Annotated in this window: 18 protein-coding genes; 8 read left to right on the top strand and 10 right to left on the bottom strand. The window is 74.6% G+C overall.

The window, feature by feature from the left end:
• Nucleotides 1–93 precede the first annotated feature (93 nt).
• Nucleotides 94–711: a TetR/AcrR family transcriptional regulator gene (locus C9F11_RS37195; RefSeq protein WP_138964055.1), complete on the top strand. Its 618-nt coding sequence runs from the start codon at nucleotides 94–96 to the stop codon at nucleotides 709–711.
• A 19-nt stretch (nucleotides 712–730) separates the two neighbouring features.
• Here the strand turns inward: C9F11_RS37195 and C9F11_RS37190 are convergent, their stop codons facing one another.
• Nucleotides 731–2,239, bottom strand: a complete 1,509-nt coding sequence (locus tag C9F11_RS37190; protein ID WP_138964053.1) for a hypothetical protein — start codon at nucleotides 2,237–2,239, stop codon at nucleotides 731–733.
• Between the two features lie 175 nt (nucleotides 2,240–2,414).
• Between C9F11_RS37190 and C9F11_RS37185 the strand changes: the two genes are divergently transcribed.
• Nucleotides 2,415–3,110: a DUF305 domain-containing protein gene (locus C9F11_RS37185; RefSeq protein WP_138964051.1), complete on the top strand. Its 696-nt coding sequence runs from the start codon at nucleotides 2,415–2,417 to the stop codon at nucleotides 3,108–3,110.
• A gap of 19 nt (nucleotides 3,111–3,129) precedes the next feature.
• Here C9F11_RS37185 and C9F11_RS37180 read toward each other — a convergent pair whose 3' ends face one another.
• The gene (locus C9F11_RS37180) at nucleotides 3,130–3,813 is read right to left on the bottom strand and encodes a DUF6214 family protein (RefSeq protein ID WP_346347420.1); all 684 of its coding nucleotides are present in this window, start codon (nucleotides 3,811–3,813) and stop codon (nucleotides 3,130–3,132) included.
• A gap of 172 nt (nucleotides 3,814–3,985) precedes the next feature.
• On the opposite strand from C9F11_RS37180, the gene C9F11_RS37175 reads away from it, so the two are divergent.
• Entirely contained in the window at nucleotides 3,986–5,431 is a 1,446-nt protein-coding gene (locus tag C9F11_RS37175; protein WP_138964049.1) for an FAD-dependent oxidoreductase, read from the top strand.
• A 76-nt stretch (nucleotides 5,432–5,507) separates the two neighbouring features.
• On the opposite strand, the gene C9F11_RS37170 is transcribed toward C9F11_RS37175, so the two are convergent.
• Nucleotides 5,508–5,864, bottom strand: a complete 357-nt coding sequence (locus tag C9F11_RS37170; RefSeq protein WP_138964047.1) for a helix-turn-helix transcriptional regulator — start codon at nucleotides 5,862–5,864, stop codon at nucleotides 5,508–5,510.
• Between the two features lie 189 nt (nucleotides 5,865–6,053).
• On the opposite strand from C9F11_RS37170, the gene C9F11_RS37165 reads away from it, so the two are divergent.
• Nucleotides 6,054–7,139: an NADH:flavin oxidoreductase/NADH oxidase gene (locus tag C9F11_RS37165; RefSeq protein WP_138964045.1), complete on the top strand. Its 1,086-nt coding sequence runs from the start codon at nucleotides 6,054–6,056 to the stop codon at nucleotides 7,137–7,139.
• Between the two features lie 59 nt (nucleotides 7,140–7,198).
• Here C9F11_RS37165 and C9F11_RS37160 read toward each other — a convergent pair whose 3' ends face one another.
• Both C9F11_RS37160 and C9F11_RS37155 read right to left on the bottom strand, forming a co-directional pair.
• Nucleotides 7,199–7,894 carry a L,D-transpeptidase gene (locus C9F11_RS37160; protein ID WP_138964043.1) on the bottom strand — a complete coding sequence of 232 codons (696 nt, stop codon included), beginning with the start codon at nucleotides 7,892–7,894 and terminating at the stop codon, nucleotides 7,199–7,201.
• Between the two features lie 151 nt (nucleotides 7,895–8,045).
• Nucleotides 8,046–11,246, bottom strand: coding sequence for an amidohydrolase family protein (locus C9F11_RS37155; RefSeq protein WP_249402044.1), 3,201 nt, complete (start codon nucleotides 11,244–11,246; stop codon nucleotides 8,046–8,048).
• A gap of 430 nt (nucleotides 11,247–11,676) precedes the next feature.
• Between C9F11_RS37155 and C9F11_RS37150 the strand changes: the two genes are divergently transcribed.
• The 4 genes from C9F11_RS37150 to C9F11_RS37135 all read left to right on the top strand — a co-directional run bounded on the left by C9F11_RS37150 (nucleotide 11,677) and on the right by C9F11_RS37135 (nucleotide 16,887).
• Entirely contained in the window at nucleotides 11,677–12,534 is an 858-nt protein-coding gene (locus C9F11_RS37150; RefSeq protein WP_249402043.1) for an aminoglycoside phosphotransferase family protein, read from the top strand.
• 214 nt (nucleotides 12,535–12,748) lie between these two features.
• On the top strand, nucleotides 12,749–12,946 hold the full coding sequence (locus tag C9F11_RS37145; protein ID WP_138964037.1) for a hypothetical protein: 198 nt from the start codon (nucleotides 12,749–12,751) through the stop codon (nucleotides 12,944–12,946).
• 161 nt (nucleotides 12,947–13,107) lie between these two features.
• Nucleotides 13,108–15,960 carry a LuxR family transcriptional regulator gene (locus tag C9F11_RS37140; RefSeq protein WP_138964035.1) on the top strand — a complete coding sequence of 951 codons (2,853 nt, stop codon included), beginning with the start codon at nucleotides 13,108–13,110 and terminating at the stop codon, nucleotides 15,958–15,960.
• A 132-nt stretch (nucleotides 15,961–16,092) separates the two neighbouring features.
• The gene (locus tag C9F11_RS37135) at nucleotides 16,093–16,887 is read left to right on the top strand and encodes a BTAD domain-containing putative transcriptional regulator (RefSeq protein WP_138964033.1); all 795 of its coding nucleotides are present in this window, start codon (nucleotides 16,093–16,095) and stop codon (nucleotides 16,885–16,887) included.
• A 365-nt stretch (nucleotides 16,888–17,252) separates the two neighbouring features.
• Here the strand turns inward: C9F11_RS37135 and C9F11_RS37130 are convergent, their stop codons facing one another.
• From C9F11_RS37130 to C9F11_RS37110, 5 genes are all read right to left on the bottom strand, one after another.
• Complete coding sequence (locus tag C9F11_RS37130) at nucleotides 17,253–18,605, bottom strand: hypothetical protein (RefSeq protein WP_138964031.1); 1,353 nt, start codon at nucleotides 18,603–18,605, stop codon at nucleotides 17,253–17,255.
• Nucleotides 18,592–19,659 carry a caspase family protein gene (locus tag C9F11_RS37125; RefSeq protein WP_138964029.1) on the bottom strand — a complete coding sequence of 356 codons (1,068 nt, stop codon included), beginning with the start codon at nucleotides 19,657–19,659 and terminating at the stop codon, nucleotides 18,592–18,594. Before C9F11_RS37125 ends, C9F11_RS37130 begins: the two co-directional genes overlap by 14 nt.
• 37 nt (nucleotides 19,660–19,696) lie before the next feature.
• Nucleotides 19,697–21,214: a hypothetical protein gene (locus C9F11_RS37120; protein WP_138964027.1), complete on the bottom strand. Its 1,518-nt coding sequence runs from the start codon at nucleotides 21,212–21,214 to the stop codon at nucleotides 19,697–19,699.
• Between the two features lie 157 nt (nucleotides 21,215–21,371).
• Nucleotides 21,372–22,400: a hypothetical protein gene (locus C9F11_RS37115; RefSeq protein WP_138964025.1), complete on the bottom strand. Its 1,029-nt coding sequence runs from the start codon at nucleotides 22,398–22,400 to the stop codon at nucleotides 21,372–21,374.
• A gap of 64 nt (nucleotides 22,401–22,464) precedes the next feature.
• A complete protein-coding gene (locus C9F11_RS37110) occupies nucleotides 22,465–23,292 on the bottom strand; it encodes a transporter substrate-binding domain-containing protein (protein WP_138964023.1) in 828 nt (275 codons plus the stop codon).
• Nucleotides 23,293–23,343: the final 51 nt, after the last annotated feature.

Here is a 23,343-nt window from a genome sequence, read left to right as displayed (position 1 = left end):
GTTGCCTGCCCCGAGCAGCCCCGGCCCATGTCGGCCCGGTCCGGGACGTCCTGAGTATATTGGCTGTGAGCCAGTCAACGCAGGAGTTACAGGATGTCCCCGCGTAGCCCATCGGTCAATGAAGAGTTGCGACGGCGTTCCCGCGAGCGGCTTCTGCAAGCCACGGTGGACCTGGTGGGCGAGCGCGGCTACGAGGCGACGACGCTCGCGGACATCGCCGACCGCGCCGGCTCCGCACGCGGCCTCGTGTCGTACTACTTCCCGGGAAAGCGCCAGCTCCTGCAGTCGGCCGTGCACCGTCTGATGCACCTCACCCTCCAGGAGGGCCTGGAGCGCGAGCCGCGCACCGAGGACGGGGACGAGCTCCTGGCCCGCGCCGTCGACGCGATCCTCGGCCTCGCCCGGGACCGGCCGGTCCTGATGCGCACGCACATGGCGGGGATCCTCCAGGCCGACGGGTTCGTGCAGTGCCCCGAGCAGCAGCGGCTGGCGTTCCTGCTGCGCGACACCATGGTCCGGCACGGCTCGCCGGACGTGGAGACGGACTACCCGATGCTGCGCGCCCTGCTGATGGGCGCGGTGTTCGCGCTGCTCATCCCGGGCGCGCCGATGCCCTACGAGCGGCTGCGCGCGGAGCTGTTCCAGCGCTACGGACTCGACTGGAAGCTCGGCGTCCCGCCGGGCGACGAACCGCCCGACGGGACGTTCTAGACCTCACCGGAGCAGGGGCTCAGTGCCCGTTGAAGTACTCCGGCTGCGTCTGCACGTTGAGCTCGCGCAGCCGCACGCGCTTGGCCGGGTCCGTGCGCTTGTCGTTGAGCTTCAGCACGTCGAAGCCCTTGACCATGTCGTTCGAGTAGATGTGGCCGTTGTAGTAGTACGCCGACCACGAGCCGCCGCCGACGAGCTGGTCCGCGGAGAGCGGGCCGCGCTCGAAGTAGGCGATCTCCTTGGGCTTGGCCGAATTGGTGAAGTCCCACACGGAGACGCCGCCCTGGTACCAGGCCTGCACCATGAGGTCCCTGCCCTTGACCGGGATCAGCGAGCCGTTGTGGGCCACGCAGTTCTCGGTGTCCGCCTGGTAGCGCGGGATCTTGTAGTAGCTCTTGAAGACGAGCTGGCGCTTGTCGCCCCGGCCCTTGATCTCGTAGATGCCGTCGGCGCCGCGGTTCGGGCCGATCTCGGCGTTGCAGGTGGCGCCGCCGCCCCCGCCGAGCTCGTCGGTGAACACGACCTTGTCGGCGTCCTGGTTGAAGGTCGCCGAGTGCCAGAACGCGAAGTTCACGTTGTCCTGGACGCGGTCGATGACCTTCGGACGTTCGGGGTCCTCGATGGAGAACAGGATCCCGTCACCCATGCAGGCGCCCGCGGCGAGGTCCTCCGAGGGCAGCACGGTGATGTCGTGGCAGCCGGTGGTCTTGGAGACGCCCGGGTTGGTGGGCGAACCCGGGTTCCCGCCGCCGTCCGGGCCCTCGCCCGGGAACAGCACGGGGAAGCCGACGACCGCCGCCTTCTGCGGCGCCTTGCGCGGCACCTTGATCACGGAGATGCCGTCGTGCGGCGGCTGGCAGTCGGGGAACGCCGCGCTCGGCGCGTACGAGGAGACGTAGATGTAGACGTTGCGGCGCTCGGGCACCAGCGTGTGGGTGTGCGAACCACAGGCGGTCTCGACGGCGGCGACGTAGCGCGGGTTGCGCTTGTCGCTGATGTCGAACACCTTCATGCCCTCCCAGGAGGACTTCTCCGTGGCGGGCTGCGTGGTGCTGGCGCAGGAGCTGTCGCTGCGCGAGGAGTCGGTCGACAGGAACAGCAGGTCGCCGGAGACCGAGACGTCGTTCTGGGATCCCGGGCAGAGCACCTGCGCGACGGTCTCGGGCTTCTTCGGGTTGCTGATGTCGAAGATGCGGAAGCCGTCGTAGTTCCCGGCGAAGGCGTACTTCCCCTGGAAGGCGAGGTCGGAGTTGGTGCCCGGCAGCGCGTCCTTGGGGATGTTGCCCAGGTGCTCGATGTTGTCGGAGTGGACTATCTCGTCGGGCGCGGGGATCTTCCCGTCCCGTATGGCCCGCCGGGTGTCGGCGGCATCCGACTTCGACACCTTCTTCGGTGCCGCGGGGGTGTCGCCGGGGTCGGGCGTCGCCGCCGCGGGGACGGCGGTGAGCAGCGCGGCGAGGAGCCCGGCGGCCGCCGTGGTTACTCCCAGGCGTCTGCGCCGGGTTCGGGGTTCGTTCAGCAGAGTCACTGCTTCCTCCCTTGTGGCCGTTCGAAGGCGAACGGTGCACGGACACCCGCAGTATCGTGCTCCTCATGTACAAATCAACAGATGGAAACACGGCCGTAATGAACGCATCCGATCACTGACGCTCATCGGCGTGCTAGGACGGACCCAACTACCCCGCGCGTCCCAGGAGGTTGCCGTGCCCCACCGCCGTACGCCCGCCGCCCGTACGTCCGTTGTCCGCGCCTCCGCCGTGACCGCGCTCGTCGCGGCCGCCGCCCTCGCGCTCGGCGCCTGCGACTCCGCGTCGGACGCGGACGCGAAGGCCAAGTCCGGCTCCTCGACCGGCCCTTCGGTGATCGCTCCGGGCAAGCCCGGGGAGAAGGCGGCGACGCTCTCGGCCGAGGAGGCCGCGAAGCAGAGAACCGACGACGACAGCCCGAACTCGGCGGACTTCGACTACGTCGAGAAGATGATCCCGCACCACGCCCAGGCCCTGGAGATGACCCGGCTCGTGCCGAAGCGGGCGAAGTCGACGCGGGTGAAGCGGCTCGCCGACCGCATCACGGCCGCCCAGAAGCCGGAGATCGGCGCCATGGAGCGGTGGCTGAAGAGCCAGGGCAAGAAGGCTCGGAAGCGCGGGCACGGCGCGCACCACGACCACGCGGGGATGCCGGGGATGGCCACGCCCGCACAGCTCGAGCAGTTGCGGGCGGCCAGGGGCGAGGCCTTCGACGAGCTGTTCCTGAAGCTGATGATCACGCATCACTCGGGGGCCGTCACCATGGCCACGGACGCGCTCTCGGAGGGCAACAACCTCCTGGTCGAGGAGATGGCCAACGACGTCGTGGCGCAGCAGACGGCCGAGATCAACCGGATGCGCGGGATGAGCTGAGCCCCCCCGGCCACCGCGGCTAGCGGCGGCGGTGCCGGGGCGACAGATGGCCCGCGTCACGCGCCCCCGCGATGAGGCGCAGGGACTTGCGGCGGCTGTGCCCCGTCGCGCACATCACCGCGAGCACCGGGTCACGGCCCTCGTCACGCGCCGTGCGGTACGCCTCGACGGCGGTCTGGCGGACGGTGTCGCCGCGCTGCCCGGAGGGCCGGGCCGGGCGCGCGGCAGCCGCCGCCTCGCCCCCGAGGGCGCCGCGACAGGAGGTGTCGGCCGGACCGTACTGCTGGGTGACGCCCCGGCAGACGTCCGCCAGCGGGCCCTCGATGCGGTCGGCGAGGGCGACGAGCTCGGGCAGCGGCAGCGGGGGCTCCGCCCGCAGGTCCTCGATGGCGACGCGGCCCTCGCAGACGGCGGCGAGCACGTCGACGTGGGCGCCGTCGAGGTCGAGGCGCACGTGCAGCAGGGACGCGGGCCCGCCGCCCGGCCTGCGGACGTCCAGGTGGCCGTCCGCGCTCGTGAACAGCTGGAGCGTGGCGGCCGAGGGGTCCGCCGCCCAGCGCGGCGCCTCGTCGTACGCCGCGGGGTCCAGCGGCTCCTGCGGGGCCGGGGGCCACTCCTCCAGCGGATCCGCGCCGGACCACCCCGGCCCTTCGGCCGTCCGTGGGTAATGATCACTCTCGTCGAAAAATGAGCTTTCCAGCACAGCCGCACGGTAGCCCTACAGTCACACTCCGCCAGGGCGGCACGCACGCGGCGGGCGACAGGGCACCCTGTCAGCGGCACGCGCGGACGCGTCCGGCGGGCGCCCCTGAAGCGGCCCGCGCCACGGGTCCCGCGACCCGTTCGTCCCCTCCCCCTTTGGGCACACCGGTGCGATGCTGAAGCAGGACAGGCATCAGGGCGTCCCGGGGACACCTCGCGGAAGGAGCTCCGCCGTGCACGTCGCCGTCGTGGGATCGGGTCCGAGTGGGGTCTACACCGCGCAGAGCCTGGTCCAGCAGGACCGGGTGCCTGGCGTACGGGTCGACGTGCTCGACCGGCTCCCGTGCCCGTACGGCCTGGTGCGCTACGGCGTGGCGCCCGACCACGAGAAGATCAAGTCCCTGCAGAAGACGCTGCGCACGATCCTGGAGCACGAGCGCGTGCGGTTCCTCGGCGGCGTGGAGATCGGCCCCGGCGCGCTGCCCCCGGCCCGGCTCCTCGACTGCTACCACGCGGTGGTGTACTGCGTGGGCGCCGCCACCGACCGCAGGCTCGGGGTGCCGGGCGAGGACCTGCCGGGCAGCCACTCGGCGACGGAGTTCGTGTCCTGGTACAGCGCCCACCCGGACGTGGCGGTGAACGGCTCGGGGCCGCAGGACCGCTTCGTGCGGGACGTGGACGCGGCCGTCGTCATCGGCGTCGGGAACGTCGCGGTGGACGTGGCGCGGATGCTGGCGCGCGGCGTCGCGGAGCTCGCGCCCACCGACATGCCGCACGAGGCGCTCGGCGTCCTCGCCGCCAGCCGGGTGCGCGAGGTCCACATGGTGGGGCGGCGCGGCCCTTCGCAGGCGCGCTTCACCACGAAGGAGCTGCGGGAGCTGGGCTCGCTCCCGGACACCGAGGTGCTCGTGGACCCCGAGGAGCTGGCCCTCGACCCCGCCTACGCCGACCCTTCGGACCTGCCCGCGGCGAACCGCCGCAACGTGGAGGTCCTGCGCGGCTGGGCCGAGCGGCCCGAGCGCGGGCTCGCGCGCCGGATCCGGCTGCGGTTCTTCCTGCGGCCGGTGGCGCTGACCGAGGCGGCGGGCCGGGTGGGCGGCGTGCGGTTCGAGCGGACGCTGCCGGACGGGCACGGCGGCGTGACCGGCTCCGGCACGCACGAGGAGATCGGGGCGCAGCTCGTGCTGCGGTCGGTGGGCTACCGCGGGGTGCCGATCGAGGGGCTGCCGTTCGACGGGGCGGGCGGCACGGTGCCGCACACGGCGGGCCGGGTGCTGCGCGAGGGCGCGGTGTCGCCGGGCGAGTACGTCGCGGGCTGGATCAAGCGCGGGCCCACGGGCGTGATCGGCACGAACCGGCCGTGCGCGAAGGAGACGGCGCTCTCCCTGCTCGACGACGCGCCCGCCCTGGCGCGCCGGGCGGTGCCGGACGAGCCGCTCGCCGCGCTGCGGGCGGCGGGCGCCGATCCCGTGGAGTGGCCCGGGTGGCTCGCGATCGAGCGGGCCGAGGCGCAGCGGGGGCGGCTGCTCGGGCGCGCCGGGCCGGTGAAGATCCCGGACTGGGCGGGCCTTCGCGAGGCGGCGGCCCGCGGCGGCGAACACCCGCAGCCGCGGCCCTGACCGGCCCGTGGCCTCGCCTTCGCCCCCGACCGGCCCGTCCGGGGCCCGGACGGGTCACAGAAGGACCCCAGGAGGGTCAGACCTCGTCCGCCAGTCGGTCCGCCTGGCGGGCCGCCGCGGCCAGGACGCTGTCCAGCAGGCCGGGGAACAGGGCGTCCAGATCGGCGCGGCGCAGGGCGTTGAGCTTGGCGGTGCCGCGGTAGATCTGCTGGATCACGCCCGCCTCGCGCAGCACGCGGAAGTGGTGCGTGCTGGTCGACTTGGTGACCGGCAGCGCGAAGTCCGAGCAGGTGAGACCGGCGTCGTCCCCGGCCAGTTCGCACACGACCAGCAGGCGCAGCGGGTCGGAGAGGGCGTGCAGCACGCCTTCGAGGCGGATCTCGTCACGCGCCGGGTGCGCGAGCACGCGCGAGCTCGGGGTGGCGGTCGTCATGGCGGCTCCACTGGGACGAGGGCGTGCGCGGCACCGGTGTGTGTACGGAACGTTTCCATTGTACGAGGAGCATCGTAGTTTGACAGGTTCCGTACTACGGTGCCTATCGTACGAGCGGCAGGGGGCGTCCGGAGCGGCCTGTGGCGCCCCCTGCCCCGTTCCACTCGCCGCCCCCGAAGGGAGCACGCCGTGAGCGCGCTGTTCGAGCCCTACACCCTGCGGAACCTGACCATCCCCAACCGCGTCTGGATGGCGCCGATGTGCCAGTACTCCGCCGAGGCCACCGGGCCCGACGCGGGGGTCGCCACGGACTGGCACCTGGCCCACTACGCGGCGCGGGCCACGGGCGGCACCGGCCTGATCCTCACCGAGGCCACCGCCGTCAGCGCCGAGGGCCGCATCAGCCCCTGGGACCTCGGCATCTGGAACGACACCCAGGTCGCGGCGCTGCGCAGGATCACCGACTTCGTCAGGGGCCAGGGCTCGGTGCCCGGCATCCAGCTCGCGCACGCGGGCCGCAAGGCCTCCACGGACGCCACCTGGCGCGGCGGCGCGCCGCTCGCCCCGGACGCGGGCGGCTGGCAGCCGCTGGGCCCGAGCGCGGTGGCCTTCGCCGAGGGCCACCCCGTTCCCACCGAGCTGACGGCGGCCGGCATCCGGCGGGTCGTCGGCGAGTTCGCGGACGCGGCGCGGCGCGCCCTGGACGCGGGCTTCGACGTCGCCGAGATCCACGGCGCCCACGGCTATCTGATCGGCGAGTTCCTGTCCCCGCACAGCAACCGGCGCACCGACTCCTACGGCGGCGACTTCGCGGGCCGCACCCGCTTCGCCCTGGAGGTCGTCGACGCCGTGCGCGCGGTGTGGCCCGAGGACAAGCCGCTGTTCTTCCGCATCTCGGCCACGGACTGGCTGGCGGAGGGCGAGCCGGGCTGGACCGCCGACGACACCGTCCGGCTCGCGCCGCTGCTCAAGGAGCACGGCGTGGACCTCCTCGACGTCTCCACCGGCGGCAACGCCGCGGGCGTGCGCATCCCCGCCGGGCCCAACTACCAGGTCCCCTTCGCCACCCGGGTGAAGACGGAGACGGAGCTGCCCGTAGCGGCCGTCGGTCTGATCACCGAGGCCGCGCAGGCCGAGAAGGTCCTCGCCAACGGCGAGGCCGACGCGGTCCTGCTGGGCCGGGAGCTGCTGCGCGACCCGTCGTTCGCCCGCCGGGCCGCCCGGGAGCTGGGCGCCGACGTGCACGTGCCGAACCAGTACCTGCGTTCCGTCTGAACACACGAGCGCCGCCGGGAGGAGTCCCTCCCGGCGGCGCTCGGCGGTTTCCGGACCGGTCAGGTGCCCGGCTTGCGGCCGTAGACGAACACCTCGTCGCCCTTGCGCAGCATGCTCCAGTACTTCACGGCGTCCTTCTTCGTCATGTTGACGCAGCCGTGCGAGCCCGGCGGGGCCCAGACGCTGATGCCCACCGAGTGGAAGGCCTGGCCGCCGTCGAAGAACTGGCTGTACGGCATCGGCACGTGGTACAGGCTCGACACGTGGTCGATGTCCCGCCAGTAGACCTTCTTCAGGCCGGTGCGGGTCTCGTGGCCGTTGCGGCCGGTGCGCACCGGGACCGGTCCGTACTTGAGCTGCTTGCCGTCCTGGATCCAGCTGAGCTGGAGCGTCAGGTCGACGCAGGCGATGCGGCCCTTGTTGGTCGGGCACTTGCCCGCCTTGTTCGGGTTGTTCCCCACCTTCTTCTGCTTGTTCATCAGGTCCATCACGCCCCAGGTGACGGCGCCCGCGTACCCCGCGTTCGGGGTGATCTGGTGCTTGGTCTGGAAGGCCTTGACGGCCTGGCAGTCGGCGGCCGACTGCTTGCCGTCGACCGGGCGGCCGAGGAACTTCTCGACCTGCTTCTGGTACGGCCCGGTCTGCGTCGAGCACGACGCTGCCTGTGCGGTGCCGGTCCCCATCGCGATCGCGAGCGGGGCCACCAGTCCGGCTATCCCCAGTGCGACGGCTCCTCGTCTGACTGTCTCCCCCACGGCTGCGCGCTCCTTCTTCGTACGTATGGCGAATTCCCCCTGGTAGACAGCGCGCGAGCCAGGTTCGTTGTAGGGGGAATTGACACAGGTCTGTAACAGCGACCGGGGTGGCGGCGGGCCCGGCCGTACGGACCGGGCCCGCCGCCCCGCCTCACACCCCCGGGTCGCAGCAGCCGTCCCTGCGCATGAGCCGGCCCACGGCGAGCCAGTCGGTGTCGCGCGGGGTGCGCCGGGCCGCCGACGCGAAGGCGCCCACCAGGTCCTCGGTCTCGTACGGGGTGCCGCCGCGCAGCACCCCGACCGTGCGCACCAGCGTGGCGAAGTCGGTGAACGGGTCGCCGTCGACGATCGTCAGATCGGCGATCCGGTCCCGCTCGACGGTGCCGAGGTCCTTCTCCACGCCGAACACGCGGGCGGGCAGGACCGTCGCGGTGCGCAGCGCCTCGGCCGGGGAGAGCCCGCCCTGGTGCAGCGCGCGCAGGCCCATGTGCAGGGCCAGGCCGACGGGCACGAGGGGCTGGTCCGTACCGAGGGCCACGAGGCCGCCCGCGGCGAGGATCCGCCGGTAGACGTCGGTCTCCGTGCGCAGCGTGGCGAGCTGGGCGGCCGTCGGCGGCGCCGCGGCCGACTTGCGGACGGACTCGACGTCCCACGGTGGCATGACGGCCGTGACCCGGGGGTCGTCGGCCAGCGCGGGATCGGCGCCGATCAGCGGCACGGACGTGAACGGCGTCGCGATGAGCGCGAAGCGGGCGCCGCGCGCGGTGTAGATCTCCGTGACGTCGTCGTAGGCCCGGCCCGACGCGGTGATGGCGTGCCCGAACTCGGCCCGCTGGGTGGCCTGGAGATGGGTCGTCAGATCCTGGCCCGTCTGGATGCCCGGGGACAGGAAGTGGCTGCCGCTGCGCACGCCGAGCCGCTCGTGGGCGAAGCGCGCCGCCTCCTCCATGACCCAGGTCGGCGCCCGTACGTATGTCTTGACGAAGTCCCAGTCGAGGTGCTCGGCCCGCTCCAGGGAGCGTCTGAGCCCGGCCCGGGTGCGGTGGGCGCGGCCCATGCTGTAGGCGACGCGGCCGCCGTCGAGGAGCTCACCCGTGGTCAGCAGGCGCGGACCGGCGAGCTGGCCGGTGGCCACCGCCTCGCGGATGCGGGCCTGCTCGTGGGCGAAGCCGCCGAGGGACACCGCGGTGGTGATGCCGTACGTGAGCTGGCCCACCGTCTGGCGGCCGCCGTAGGTGCTCTGCCAGGGGTGGGTGTGCGTGTCCCACAGGCCGGGGAGCACCGTGCGGTCGGAGGCGTCGATCCTGCGCCGGGCCGGCCGTGCGCCGCGGTGCGGCGCGACCTCGGCGACGCGGCCCCGGCGTACGACGATGTCGACGTCCTCGCGCACGGCGGCGCCGGTGCCGTCCCACAGCCGCCCGGCGTGCACCACGGTGTCGGGCGGGGTGGGGCGGCGCTGGTCGAGGGGCACGCGGACGGTGCGGGCGCGCCCGCCGTCGACGCCGATCAGGCGCAGACGGGTGCCCGACAGATAGAGCAGGGTCGCGGAGTCACCGGACCAGGTGGGGTGGTCGGCGGGCTCGGTGGTGAGGGTGCGGAGCCTGCCGCGCGGGGTGCCGTCGGCCGCGACGGGCAGCAGACACAGGGCGGACTCGACGATCACGGCGAGCCAGCGGCCGTCCGGTGACCAGACGGGCCCGGAGTCGTAGCGGTCGGCGATGGAGGTGTGCGGCGCGACGGGGTGGAGGCGGTCGGTGCCGGTGGTGGTGTCGACGACGCGGATGAGGTTGTAGCCCTCGCGGAAGCGCAGGTTGAGCCGGTTGCGGTCGCAGAACGCGAGGTGACGGCCGTCCGGCGACCAGCTGGGGCGGCCGGGCAGCCCGCCGCCGCCCAGGGGCTCCGCGAGGATCCGCTCGGTCCCCGCGCCGAGGTCGCGCACGACGAGCCGCCCGGTCATGTCGAGGCAGGCCAGCCGCTTGCCGTCGGGCGAGAGCGCCGGGTGCACCCGGCCGCCGGTGGCGAGCGTGGTCTCGGCGCCGCTGTCCAGGTCGTGGCGGTAGACGCCGAGCAGTCCGTCACGGTCGTCGGCGTACACCAGGGAGCGGCCGTCGCGCGCCCACGACGGGCCGAGCAGATAGCCGGTGGGCTTCGCCCGGCGCAGTCGGCGCGGCGCCTTGCCGCCCGACGTGCCCGCGAGCCACAGCGAGTTCAGGGCCGCGAACGCGATGTGCCGGCCGTCCGGGGAGAGCGCGGGCAGATGGATGCCCCGCACCGGGCGCGCCCGGTCCTCGCCCAGGTCGTACTCCTTGACCCGGTAGCGGGGCCGGTCCACGGGCAGGACGCCCTCGAAGGGGAGGGGCCGCGGGGTGCCCGGGGTCTCGGGGCGCACGAGGGTGAAGCGGCCGTCCACGGTCAGGAGCAGTTCGCCGTCCTTCGTCCAGCGCGGCGGCACGGGCGCGATGTCGCCGCTGACGTCGACGGGCTTGCCGTCGACGACGAGCACGCAGGAGCCGTTCGGGGCCGCCGTGGTCCGCAGATGGGCGAGGCGGCGGCCGTCCGGGTCCGGCGCCGGGGTCATCACCTGGGCGCTGGCGGTCTCGGTGTGCTCGACGGCCACGGGGCCCGTGCCCCGGGCGGGTACGGCCGCGATCGTGCGCGCTTCGAGCGTGACGCCCGTGGGGCCGGTGACGGCCTTGGCCCGGACGAAGAGGATGCGGGCGCCGTCCGGGGTCCACGCGGGGTCGAAGTCCTCCCAGCGGCCGTCCTGGAGGGGGCCGTCCTGGCCCGGCACGCCGGTGACCCGGGTCAGCTCCCCGGTGCGCAGGTCGAGGACGTGGATGCGGTACGCGCTGCCCGCCACCGGGTCGCCGCCCCGCTCGGAGGCGAAGGCGATCCTGGTGCCGTCGGGCGACCAGGCCGGGCCCCGGTCGTCCCACGGGCCGTCGGTGCGGCGGCGCAGGTCGGTGCCGTCGGCCCGCAGGGTCCAGAGGTGGAAGCCGCCGTCGCGGTAGGCGCAGAACGCGATGTGCTCGCCGTCCGGCGCGTACACCGGCCGGTTGGGTTCGAGCCCGGCGGGGGTGAGCCGCACGGCCTCTCCGCCGGTGCGCGGGGCGGACCACAGGACGTGCTGCACCTCGGCGATCAGCCGGTCACCGGCGGGCGAGAGGGTCGCCGAGCCGTTGGTGGCGCGGGTGAAGGACAGGGGCACCCCGGCGGCGGGGCGGGCCGCGGCGGGCGCGGGGGCCACGACACCCGCCGCACTCGTGGCGGCGACGCCCGCGGCGCCTGCGACGACCAGGAGTTGACGGCGTGTCAGGGAGACCGGGAGGAGAGGAGTGGAAGACGAAGACAACGAGTCAGTGTTGCTGTCACGGTCCATGACACAGCACACTCGCGCACCCCAGAGGGCCGGGCAACACCGCCTTGCGCACCGTCACCCGACTCGGCGCATAGACGTCACCCCGGCTCGGCCCGCCCCCACCGCCCCGGGCCCGCCGTGGCCCGTCCACCCGGGCCCGGCGTGCCCTGCCGACCCGGCCCGGCGTGCCCTGCCGCCCCGGGCCCGGCGCACCCCTGCCGACCCGGACCCAGCACGCCCTGCCGCCCCGGGCCCAGCCCACGCCCGCCGCCCCGGGGCCCGGCACACCCTGCCAACCCGGGCCTGGCACACGCCCGCCAACCCGGGCCCGGCGCACGTGCCTCACGGCGTGCGGGTGAGGCTCGGGTGGCGTGCCCCGGAATTCGGTTCACCCGGACGAGTCACCCCTGCCATGATCGGCGGCATGCACTCCGGCTCCACCCCCCGTCAGCCCGCGCCCGCCGACGCCCGCGCCCTCGTCCGCGAGGCGCTGCCGCAGGAACAGGGCCTGCCCGTCGCGCCCGTGGCCGAGGGGGGTGAGCACTCCACCTGGTGGGTGGGAGACCGGTACGTGCTGCGCATCGCCCTGGACACGGACACGACGGGCAGGCAGCGGCGCGAACTGGCCCTGCGGGACGCGCTGCGTTCCCTGCTGCCGGTGGCCGTGCCCGCGAGCGTCGCGTCCGGCTCGTGGGCGCCGGGGCTCACCTACACCGTCGACGTACGGCTGCCGGGAGTCTCCGCCGAGCGCCGCCCGGTCGGGCCGGAAGGCGAGCGGGACCTGGCCCGGCTGCTCGGGGCGCTGCGCACGGCGGCCGCTCCCGCGCTGCCCGCGCGGCCGTCACGCTCCCTGGACGCGCTCGGCGCGGCGGCCGGACGCGCCCTGGCCCGGCTCGCCGCCGACGGCGAGGTCCCCGGCGGCCTCACCGTCGACGCCACGGCCCACCCCGCGCCCGCCATCGCCCCGGTGGTGTTGCACAACGACCTCAAGGGCGAGCACCTGCTGGTGAGTTCCTCGGGCCGGGTCAGCGGCGTGCTCGACTGGGCGGACGCCGTCGTGGGCGACCCCGCCGAGGACGTCGCCGGGCTCGCCCTGTCCCTCGGCGCCGCGGCGGCCGCGCGGGTGGCCGCCGCGGCCGGGCACGCCCCGGCGGTGGCCGAGCGCGGGCTGCTCCTGGCCCGCTACGACACCGCCCTGCGGCTGGCCGACCGCCTGTACGGGGACGACGACAGCCCCGTGCCGCTGCTGCGGGCCCAGCTGGCGCGCGCCTGGGAGCGCTGAGCCCGGCGCCCCTGGGACTCACGCGCGACCCACCCGCCCCGGACGCACCTCCCTTTCCACCCTAGGGACTTCCCTAGGTGCCGCACCGACGCGGCGGCCGCGCGCGGGCTCCTATCCTGGTCGCCCTTGCCATGCGTCACGGCCGTCACGCGTCACGTCCTTCGCCGTCGTCACGCGTCACGGCTCACGCCCCGCAGCGGCCCCGGGAGGCGTTGTGCGCTACGTCATCGAGGTGTACCGGTCGCATGAGGGGGTGTGCGGGAACGTCGTGTGCGAGAACACGGAGAACTCCGAGCACCCCAAGAGCCCGCCGCGGCCGTTCCACGGCTGGCTGGAACTGCTCTCGCTCCTCGAACCGCCGCTTCCTGAGGCCTTCGCCCTGGGGGACCCGGCCCCCGACGACACGCCGTAGTCCACCGCCCCGCCGGGCACCCCACATGGCCACGGATCCGGGCAATTGGCTTGTGCACAGGGTGCGTTGGCCACCATCGTGGGGTCCATGGCCATGTGTTCGGCACGGGTCGCCCTCTCCCACAGGCCCCCCGTGGCCGCTGCCGGTGCGCGGGGGCGGCGATGACACTCGAGGACGCGGCGCACGACCTCCACCACCCCGCCGTACCCGACGACGCCTTCTGCGGGCGCGCGCCCGAACTCGCCGCGCTGCGCGCCGACTTCGAGGCCGCCGTCGCGGGCACACCGCGCCTCGTCCTGCTGGAGGGCCCCGGCGGCATCGGCAAGACGGCCCTCGTGCGCCGCTTCCTCGACACCGTGGACGACGACACGTGCGTGCTGCACGCGAGCGGCGAGGAGAACGAGAGCGCGCTGCCGTGCGGCGTCCTCGCCCAGCTCGTCGGGCAGAGCCCGCTGCCGGTGCCGGAGACCCTGGCGGGACTCGTGCGCACCCCGCAGTCGCTGCACGCGAACCTCCCGGCGCTCTCCGCCGGCTTCGGACTCATCGACCTGCTCAGCGAGGTGCAGGGCAAGGGACCCGTCGTCCTCGTCGTCGACGACGCGCACTGGGCCGACCCCGAGTCCCTGAACGCGCTCACGTTCGCGCTGCGCCGCCTGCGCCACGACCGGGTCCTCGCCGTCGTCGCGCTGCGCGACCCGCACGTCCCCGCGCTGCCCGAGGGGCTGCGCAGGCTCCTCACCGACGCGCGCACGCGACGGCTCGCCCTCGACGGCCTCAGTCCGGACGAACTGGCCGCGCTCAGCGACCGGTTGGGCGTGGCCCGGATGCCGCACTCGGCGTCCTTGAGGCTGCACACCCACACCCACGGCAATCCGCTGCACGCCCGCGCGCTGCTCGACCAGGTGCCGTCCGCCGTGCTGCTCGACGTCACGACCCCGCTGCCCGCGCCGCGCTCGTACGCCATGCTGGTGCTCGCCAACCTCGCCGGGTGCGGGACGCAGGCCCAGCGCCTGGTGCAGGCGGTCAGCGTGCTCGGGCTCTCCTGCCGATTACAGGTCGCCGCGCGGCTCGCCAAGGTCGCCCAGCCGCTGCCCGCCCTGGAGCGGGCCGTCAAGGCCGGGCTGCTCCGCGAGGCGCACGGCGGGCCCGGCGCGCCGGAGATCTCCTTCCCGCACCCCCTGGTGCACGCGGCGGTCTACCAGGACATCGGCCCCGCCCAGCGCGCGGCCCTGCACACCCGGGCCGCCGCCCTGGTCACCGACGAGTACTCGACGCTGCGCCACCGGGTGCTTGCCGCCACCGGGCCCGACGAGCAGCTCGCCGCGGCGCTCGCCGCCTGCGCGCGCCGCGAGGCGGCCACCGGCCAGTGGGCCGTCGCCGGAACCCATCTGCGGCACGCGTCGCGGGTGGCGACGAGCCCCCGGGAGCGGGACCGGCTCGCCGTGGAGTCCGTCGAGGCGCTGCTGCTGGACGGCCGTGTCCAGGAGGCCGCGGAGCTGGCCACCGGCCTGTCCGAGTGCGCGGATCCGGCGCTGCGCGGCTACGTCCGCGGCTATGTGGCCCGCGTCCAGGGCCGCACCCAGGCGGCGTGGACGCTGCTCGTCGACGCCTGGGAGCAGTGTGACCAGGAGCGCGAGCCCGCGCTCGCGGCGCGCGCGGCCGAGCAGCTCAGCTACGCCGCCGTCATGTGCGGCCAGGCCGCGTCGGCCGCGCGGTGGGCCGAGCGCGCCCAGCGCCTGTCCACCGCGCAGGGGCCGAGCCGGATGCTGCGCTTCAACCACCTCATCGCGCTCGGCCTGAGCGGCCGCGCGAAGGAGGGCATCGCGCTCGCCGCGGACCTGCCGGACCCGATGATCGTGCCGCTCAAGAGCATCGACCTGCTGCTCGCGCGGGGCGAGCTGCGGCTGTGGTCGGACGACCTGCACGGGGCGCGCCACGACCTGCGCGGCGCCGTCGCCAACTGCCGGGCGACGACGGTCCCGCTGCGGCTGCTCTCCACCTCGGCGCTCGCCCAGACCCTGTACCGGCTCGGCGAGTGGGACGAGGCGCTGATCCACGCCGAGTCCGCGGCGTCCATCGCCGACGACGCCGACCAGTGGTGGCTCAAGCCGGTCACGCACGGCGTCGCCGCGCAGATCCTCGCCGCCCGCGGCGCCTTCGACCGGGCGGCGGAGCACCTGCGCACGGCGGGCGAGGGGCCCGGCGGCGCGGAGACACCCGTGGCGTACGCGTACGGCGTGTGCGCCCAGGGGCACTGCGCGGACGCGCGCGGCGAACCGCGGGCCGTCGTGGAGGCCCTGCGTCCGCTGCTCGGCTTCGCCGCGCAGGACGGCGTCAACGAACCCGGCGTCGTGGACTGGCAGCCGCTGCTCGTCGACGCCCTCGTCCAGCTCGGGGAGCTCGACGAGGCGGAGGCGGTCCTCGGTCCCTACGAGGAGCTCGCGCGGGCGCGCGGGCTGCACTCGGCGCTCGCCTCGGCCGCGCGGATCCGCGGCAATCTGCTGGCCGCCCGCCGCGAACCCCAGCGCGCCCAGGCGGCGTACGCCCGCGCGCAGGACCACGCGGCACAGGCCCCGCTGCCGTATCTGCGGGCCCGGGTGGCGCTCGACCACGGCGCGTTCCTGCGCCGCATCGGCCGCAGGTCCCTGGCCATCGCCCAGCTCCAGGCGGCGCACACGGCGATGACGGGGCTCGGGGCGCTGCCCTACCGGGCCCGGTGCGTGCGGGAACTCAGCGCCTGCGGGCGGGCGGCACCGCCGCTCGCGGCCGACGGGCGGGGGCAGGACGGCGTCGGCGACGACCTCGACGGGGCGCTCACCCCGCAGGAGCTCGCGGTGGCGCGCCTGGCCGCGCAGGGCCTCACCAACCGGCAGATCGCCACCGCCCTCGCCCTGAGCGTCAAGACCATCGAGTACCACCTGGGCCATACGTACGCCAAGCTCGGCATCACCTCGCGGATCGGCCTGGTCCAGCGGCTCGGCCCCCAGGACCGGTCGTCGCCCTCGGCGGGGTGACGGGCGGCGCCACGGCCCGCTCACGGGCACACCGGGGTAAACCCCGGCACGCTCCCGGAGGCGCACGGCCGCCCCGGCCCGTACGTTCGTGCCGGACGGCAGGGCGTCAGCGGGACCCCTGGAGGTGGCTCGATGGCTTCGTTCACGTGCGCGACGGCCGGTGACGAACGGCCCGCGCTGCGACTGCGACTGCTCGGCGGTTTTCTCCTCACCCGTGAGGGCCCGGCGAGCGGTGAGCTCCGCGGGACCGACAGCGACTGCGCGTGCTGTTGCGGCTGGGGCGGCGACCCGGTGGAGGTGCCCGCCAGCGGGCAGCAGGTCCTCGCCCGGCTCGCGCTGTGCGGCACGGCCACGCGCTCGGCGCTCGCGGGGATGCTGTGGCCGGACGCCACCGAGGCACGGGCCCGCGCCAGTCTGCGGACCGCCATGTGGCGCCTGAACGGGGCGGGTTCGGCCCTGTCGGACGCGCGCGGCGGCGCCCTGGCGCTCAGCCGCAAGGTGCGCGTCGACGTCCAGGACTTCACGGCGGCCGCGCGCCAGGTCCTCGCGGGGGCTCCGGTGCGGCTGCGCTCGGCGTACGAAGTCCTGCTCTGCGGGGGCGAGTTGCTGCCCGGCTGGCAGCAGGACTGGGTGGCCTTCGAGCGGGAGCGGCTGCACCAGCTGCGGCTGCACGCCCTGGAGGACCTGTCGGCGCGGCTCGTGGCGATGCGCGCCTACGGCCCCGCCCTGGAGGCGGCCCTGGAGAGCACCCGCATCGACCCGCTGCGGGAGAGCGCCCATCGCGCGGTGGTCTCCGTCCACCTCGCGGAGCACAACCTGACCGAGGCCGTGCGGCAGTACGAGAGGTTCCGCGGGCTGCTGCGCGGGGAGCTCGGCGTCGAACCGTCCGGGCAGTTCTCGGAAATGCTGCGGCACGCGACGGTGTGACGCGGCGGTGACGCCCGCGCGTCAGGATGGACCTGCCTCGTCCAGGATGCGGGGAGAAGGGGGAACTCCCCTGGTTGAGCGACGCGTCGGCCGACAGGCCGCCGCTTTGGTCCGCTCACGCCCTGGACGGGGCTTTCACCCGCCCGGGCACCCGTCGGGCCCCCACCGGGCACCGGCCGGGCATGCCCAGGGCACAGGCCGGTCCGGGCCGAGCACCGGCCGGGCATCCCTCGGGCACCCTGCGGACATGCGCAGCGGCTCCGGACGCGCGAAGGACGTACGGAGGACACGCGGAGGGGCTGAACCACCCCCCGCGTGGCTCAGCCCCGCTCCCCCGGCGCCCGCCGCACCGGCGGGCACGTCCCTCACCCGTCCCCGGTCCCCCGCAGCCCCTCGATCGCCCGCTCCACGGGCCGGTGCGGCAGGCCCGTCCTGCGGCACAGCTCGTCCCGCGACACGGTGTGCAGCACATCGGCCACGGCCCGGCCCTCCAGGTCCGCGATCTCCTGGACGTAGGCCTGGACGCGGCTGACCGCGTCGGCCGCCAGCGGCCGGGCGCCGCCCGCGCCGCGCGGCACGGGTCCGCCGCGGGCCGCGACGGCGCCGGGCCAGCGCTCCTGCTCCAGCCAGGTCGTCCACACCCCGCGCCCCACCAGGCGCTCGGCGACGCCCTCCGCCACGGAGTCGTCCTCGATCACTCCTGGGTCGGCCGCGTCCGCCGCGATGAGCAGGCGGCAGGAGGCCGCCAGCATGGGCGGCGACGCGATCCGCGCGGGCGGCCCGTCGGTCAGGGTGCGCAGGGCGGCGACGTCCGGGTGTCCGGGCAGGTGCGGGGTGAGCCGCCGCACCACCTCGTCGAGCCGCCGCAGATCGGGCCTGTGGTCGAGCAGCATCGCGTGCGCGCCCACGACGCCGAGGAACGGGTCGGCGCGCCGCGAGTCCAGCATCGGCAGGAGCTGCTGGTCCGAGATGAGGTCGATGCCCTGGCGCAGCCCGGAGAGCGCCGCCTCGCGGGCGAGGCCCAGCTCCTCGTCGACGGGGCTCCAGCCGCTGCCGAGCGGCGCCATCTCCACGGAGGCGTGCTGGGGCTGGGCACCGCGCGTGCTGTTGCTGACGAAGACGAGCGTGGTCCAGCCCTCGGACACCCACAGCGCCTGGGCCAGCGGCAGGCCCTCACCGGACGGCCTGCGCAGCCGGAGCCGGTAGCCGCCGGGCGCCAGCGGGGCGCTCCACGCCGACCAGCCCTGCTGCTCGTCGACGCGCCAGCCGACCTCGCCGCCGTCCACGGCCGCGCCGCTCTCCGCGGCGATCTGCAGGGCGTACGGGTCGAGCCGCAGGGCGGGGCGCAGATTGCGCAGCAGCACCATCAGGCTGGGCGCGCCCGTGCCGTGCGTGGACTCCCGGCTCCAGCGCAGCGCAGCGGCCCCGTGCTCGTCGTGGGTGGTGGCGGTCCGCCGCACGGGCGCCGGGGCCGGGACCCGGGGCAGCGGCAGGCGCTCCGTGAACGCCTCGTCGCCGACCTCGACGAACCGGGTGGCGACGGCGCCCGCGAAGCGCTGCTCGATGCGGTAGATGCCGGGCGTCACGGTCGTCTCGATGGTGCCGATGCCGGAGGCGACCTCGCGCAGTGCCTCGTCGGTGACGGTGACCAGGACGGACGGGGTGTCGGGGATGACGACGAACGGCACCTCGGGGCGGGCCTGTTCAGAACTGGACACCGCGGCCACCTCCGGTGACGACCTCGAAGAATCCGCCGTCCCGGAAGTCCGGCGCGGCCGGGCTCTCCGGGACGACCTTGTACAGGCCCGGCACGAGCGGCTCGACGTGGTCGGCGCCGCCGCTCCCGTCGACGTACAGCCTGCGCGGCGGCGAGACGTCGCGGCCGCGCAGCTCCACCCAGCCGTGGAAGCCCGCGGGGAAGCGCAGCGTCACCGGGTAGGAGCCGATGCCCCGCAGGCCTTCCGCGAAGACGATGGGCGTGCTGGTCTCCCGCAGGAACCGGGCCTCCTGCGGGACGAGTTGCCGCGCGGTGCGGTCCGCCACGTGGCGGCGCACGTAGTCGCTGAGGCTGTCGGAGGTGACCTTGCCCTCGGACGTGACCGTGCCGCCGCCCGCGCCGCGGAGGCCCTCGATCAGCGCGCTGGTGAAGTGCCCGCGGGACTGGTTCGGGTCGGGCGCCTGCTGTTCGTAGGCCGGGTCGCCGAGCGAGGTCGCGTAGCCGACGAGGCACTCGACCTTGTCGGGCGCCTCGGTGGTGTCGGTGAACGGCGGGCCGAAGGCGGCGACGCCGCCGAAGCGGGTGCGGCAGCAGTCGGCGAAGAAGACGATCTCGTGGAACGGCGACGCCGACTCGTACCAGGACAGGTAGGGACGTACGGCGATGTGGTTGCCGAGCAGGTCGATCGCGGCGTTGGCCATGAGCAGCGCGGCGTCGCCGCCGAACGGGGCGATGCCGTGCCCGGCGAGGAACAGGTACAGGCGCGTGTCGGCCCAGTTGCCGCCCTCGTCGACGGCCTTCCGGACCGCGCGGTGGGCCAGGTACAGGGCCCGGTTGACACCCTCGCGGGTCGGCACCGCGGTCATCACGTCGGCCTCGCGCTCGTCGCGCTCGGTGGCCGTGACCAGGGCGACGTTGTCCTCCGGTACGTTGCCGCCGGCCGGGTCCACCAGCCAGTCGCGGAACCGGCCCGCGTCGCCACGGGCGCCGCGCAGGTCGCTGATCGCCGGATAGCGGTTGATTCCGACGACCACGGCGTAGTGCAGGTCGTTCATCGAGTTTTCCCCCTGGATGGAGCCGTCCCCCCGGCCGTCAGTCGGCGAGCATCCGGGCCAGGCTGGCCAGGACCTCCGGGTCGTCGTCGAATCCGGCGTGGCTGCGGGCGCCGGAGGTGAGTCCCGGGCCGCCGTCCACCGGCGACCACACGGTGCGGGTGACGTCCGCGCGCAGGAAGGTCCGCAGGTCCCGTGCGTCCGCGCCGCCGGTGTCGCCCTCGGCTGTGAACCAGCGCTGCAGGCCCGCGAGCGGCGACACGGCGCTCTCCCCCTCGGGCCCGCGCTCCAGGACGCCGGAGACGAAGTACAGCAGGGAGCGCGGATACAGGAAGGGCACCAGCTGGTCGGCGCGTTCGGCCGCGTCGGTCAGGGTGAACATCCGCAGCCGGTCGAAGAGTTCGGCCCTGCGGCGCACCACGTCGGCCAGTTGACCGACGGTGCAGGCGGGCGCGAGGAGGACGACGTCGTGGACGCGGAAGTCCTCCGGCAGCGGGTCGTCGGCGTCGGCGCGCCTGCGGGCGAGCTCGCCGAGGAGGTTGCCGATGAAGACGGCGCCCGCGCTGTGCCCGACCAGGGTCACCCGGGGCCTGCTCCCCGAGGCGAGCAGCTGGCCGAAGCGGTCGAGGAAGTAACGTCCGGCGCGGGTGTCGCCCGCGGCGTCCGGGGCGCCGTCCGCGAAGGTGTCCGCGGTCTGCCGCTTCATCGCGTCCCAGACGGCCGCGCCGACGTTGGCGAGGTAGAACTCGCGGAGTATCTCCTCGACGACGGTCGGGTACAGGCCGTGGTCGGTGTGGTGCCGGAAGCGGGCGACGACGGCGGAGACGACGCGCACCGTCTTGCGCACCAGGAGCGCGGAGGTCACCACGGCCCTGCGGTTCTCCGCGTCGGCGGTCTCCGCCGCGAGCTCGGCCACGGTCTCCGGGGACATGAGGGTGGCGACCGCCGCGCGCCCCCCGTCGATGTCGCGCGCGGCGGTCGTCGCGGGAGCCGAGCGCAGGACGGAGCCCACGATCTCCCGGTTGCGCTCGGCGAGTTCGGTGTCCGCCGCGAGGTCGGCGGTGATGCGCACGCGCTCGGCCTCGCCCAGCGCGGGGACCTCGGCGGGCGGCGTGAGGCGCGCGTACGGCTCCTGTCCCGTGCGCAGCAGGGCGAGTTCACGGGCCACGGCCCGGGTCGACGGCACGACGAGGCCGCCGGGGGCGCGCCGGCCGGACTGCTGGAAGAGGACGCCGGAGGCGAAGCGCACGACCCGGTTCAGGAGGGTCTGGAAGACGCCCTCGCTGAGGATCTGCGGCAGGTTGCCGCGCAGCACCTCGAGGAGGCCGCTGCTCCACACGAAGAACACCGGCTCGGCGCCCGCGGCCTCGTACACCGGGGCGAGCCGTTCGGCCGTCACGAAGCCCAGCGTGTCGTCGACGAGTCCGCCGTGGAAGTGCAGGACGACGCGCTCGCGGTCCTTCAGGCGGGCGACGAGCGCGTCGATGTCGTCGGTGGTGGTCGAGGCGAGCCGCCCGCTCGTCCCGCTGTGGACGCAGTTCCTGCGGGATGGGTGCATCGCGCAAACCTCCGGCCCGCCCGAAGCTCACCGCAGCCGTCTGCGGCGCCCCTCAGCTTCCGGCGGCTGCCACCGTAGGCCGCCGCCGGGCGCCCCGGCATCGGGGACGGGCCCAGGGATTACCCCGGGGTGCGCGGGCGCCGCCCGTGCCCGGTGCTCAGAGGCCGGCCCGGGCGGTGGGTTCCCGCCCGTCCTGGGCCTGTTGGGCGCGGTCCACGATCATGCGGGCGAGGGCGGTGAGGGTCGCGGGGTCCAGGGAGTCGTCGCCGGTGCGGTAGGTGGTCCAGGTGACGACCGTGCCCACGCGCGCGCCCGCCTCGGCGCTCGCCGCGTTGACGATGTTCTTGCGGTACGCGACGCTCTCGTCGCCCAGCCGCTGGATCGTCAGGGGGTCGAGCACGTCGGTGTTCCGGTCCTTGTCCGCCCGCAGGTCCTTGAAGCGCGCGGCCGCGTGGTCCGCGGTGTCGTACGCCTCGACGTGGAAGAAGACCCCCGCGAGCGGGCTCTCCTTCTCGTGCCGCACGGTGGCGGTGTACAGGGCCCCCGCGCAGCCGTTCCCGCACTCCGGGGCGCCCTTGCGGACGTCGGCGGCCTGGGTGGTCTGCCAGCCCTGTGCGACGCCCGCGGAGTCCGGCAGGACCGCCCTGACGTCGGGTTCCTGTCGCAGCGCGGTCACCCGGCCGCTCCCGGAGCCCCCGCCGTCCTCGTCGCCGTCGTCGTCCGTGAGGCTGTCCAGAACGCTGCGGAAGCCGAGGACGAGCAGCACGGCCAGGACGACGCCGATGCTGGTCAGTGCGATCAACATGCCGCGTGTGCGCGGCAGTTCGACGGGGCCGATGACGACGGTGCTGCGGTGGGCGTTGCCGCCGATGGTGATCTGCTGGTGGACGGTCGGCGGGGCGGCGGGCGGGGGCGGCACGTCCGGCGCGAGGGCGGCCCGGAGCCTGCGGGCGAGCTCCGGGTCCTCCTCGAGCAGCGCGGTCAGCCGGGCGGTGACGTCGTCGGCCGCGCCGTCCGGCGCCGGTTCGGCGTCCAGCCTGCGCAGGGCGCCGCGCCCCTCCTCGGACCGCTCAAGGCGGCCCCGGACCAGCTCTCTGACCTCGTCGACCACCGCGGTTCCCGCACCGGAGGCGACCCCCGTCGTCATGGCGGTGACGGCCATGCTCGCCAGCTCTGCTAAGGACATGCGCACAGTTTGGCGCGTGCATGCAGACACTGTCAGGGTTCGGTACCGGGCCGGTCCCCGACCGTTACTTCATCCACTCCGCCTCGTACGCCGCGTACGTCCCGTCGTGGGTCGCCAGGTGCACGAACTGGTCGACGTACTCCTTGAACTCCTCGTCCCCGCGCGGGAGCGCGTAGGCCTTCTCGGCGAAGGTGAACGGCTCGTCCGGGTGGAGCGAGCACAGTTCGGGGTGGAGCTCGGCCTGGTAGCGGGTCTCGCTCGCGTCGGTCATCATCACGTCCGCGCGGCCGTCGACGATCTCCTGGAAGATCGTGGTGTTGTCCGGGTGGACGGTGAGGGTGGCCCGCTTGATGTGGGCGCGGGCGAACTGCTCGTTCGTACCGCCGGGGTTGACGACGACCCGGGTGCCGGGCCGGTCGATCTGTTCGAGCGTGGCGTACTTGTCCTTGTCCGCGCAGCGCGCGATCGGGGTCTTGCCGTCCTCGCGGGTCGGCTCGCTGAAGTACGCCTTGCGGGCGCGCGGCAGGGTGAGGGAGATGCCGCCCATGGCGATGTCGCAGCGGCGGTCGGCCACGCCGTCGACGATCTCCTTCCAGGTGGTGGCGACGAACTTCGGCTTCGCGTCCAGGGACTTGGCCAGGCCGCGGGCCATGTCGATGTCGATGCCCCGGTAGCCGCCGTCGCTCTCGCGGTGCGTGAAGGGGCGGTAGTCGCCGGTGGTGCACACACGCAGCACGCCCCGCTTCGGCACGGAGTCGAGGAGGCTGCCCTTGTCCCGGCCCTTGTCCCGGCCCGTGCCGTGCCCGGTGCCGTGGCCGCCGGGCGCGGCGGGCGCGGCCGCCGTCACGGCGAGCAGACAGACCAGGGCGGACAGGGTGGCGGCACGCTTCATGGCGGACGGTTCCTCTCGTACGGGCGACACTGACCGAGGCGCTTGCGGAGG

It is taken from the genome of Streptomyces sp. YIM 121038 (assembly GCF_006088715.1).
Taxonomy (GTDB): Bacteria; Actinomycetota; Actinomycetes; order Streptomycetales; family Streptomycetaceae; genus Streptomyces.
Note: the sequence above shows the minus strand (reverse complement) of the source record. Positions and strands in the feature narration are given on the sequence as shown.

Coding starts and splice junctions, on each gene's coding strand:
- C9F11_RS37175 (WP_138964049.1), top strand. CDS start 3,986: ATGCTGAAGCAGGACAGGCATCAGGGCGTCCCGGGGACACCTCGCGGA.
- C9F11_RS37140 (WP_138964035.1), top strand. CDS start 13,108: ATGACACTCGAGGACGCGGCGCACGACCTCCACCACCCCGCCGTACCC.
- C9F11_RS37110 (WP_138964023.1), bottom strand. CDS start 23,292: ATGAAGCGTGCCGCCACCCTGTCCGCCCTGGTCTGTCTGCTCGCCGTG.
- C9F11_RS37195 (WP_138964055.1), top strand. CDS start 94: ATGTCCCCGCGTAGCCCATCGGTCAATGAAGAGTTGCGACGGCGTTCC.
- C9F11_RS37135 (WP_138964033.1), top strand. CDS start 16,093: ATGGCTTCGTTCACGTGCGCGACGGCCGGTGACGAACGGCCCGCGCTG.
- C9F11_RS37120 (WP_138964027.1), bottom strand. CDS start 21,214: ATGCACCCATCCCGCAGGAACTGCGTCCACAGCGGGACGAGCGGGCGG.
- C9F11_RS37170 (WP_138964047.1), bottom strand. CDS start 5,864: ATGACGACCGCCACCCCGAGCTCGCGCGTGCTCGCGCACCCGGCGCGT.
- C9F11_RS37115 (WP_138964025.1), bottom strand. CDS start 22,400: ATGTCCTTAGCAGAGCTGGCGAGCATGGCCGTCACCGCCATGACGACG.
- C9F11_RS37125 (WP_138964029.1), bottom strand. CDS start 19,659: ATGAACGACCTGCACTACGCCGTGGTCGTCGGAATCAACCGCTATCCG.
- C9F11_RS37150 (WP_249402043.1), top strand. CDS start 11,677: ATGCACTCCGGCTCCACCCCCCGTCAGCCCGCGCCCGCCGACGCCCGC.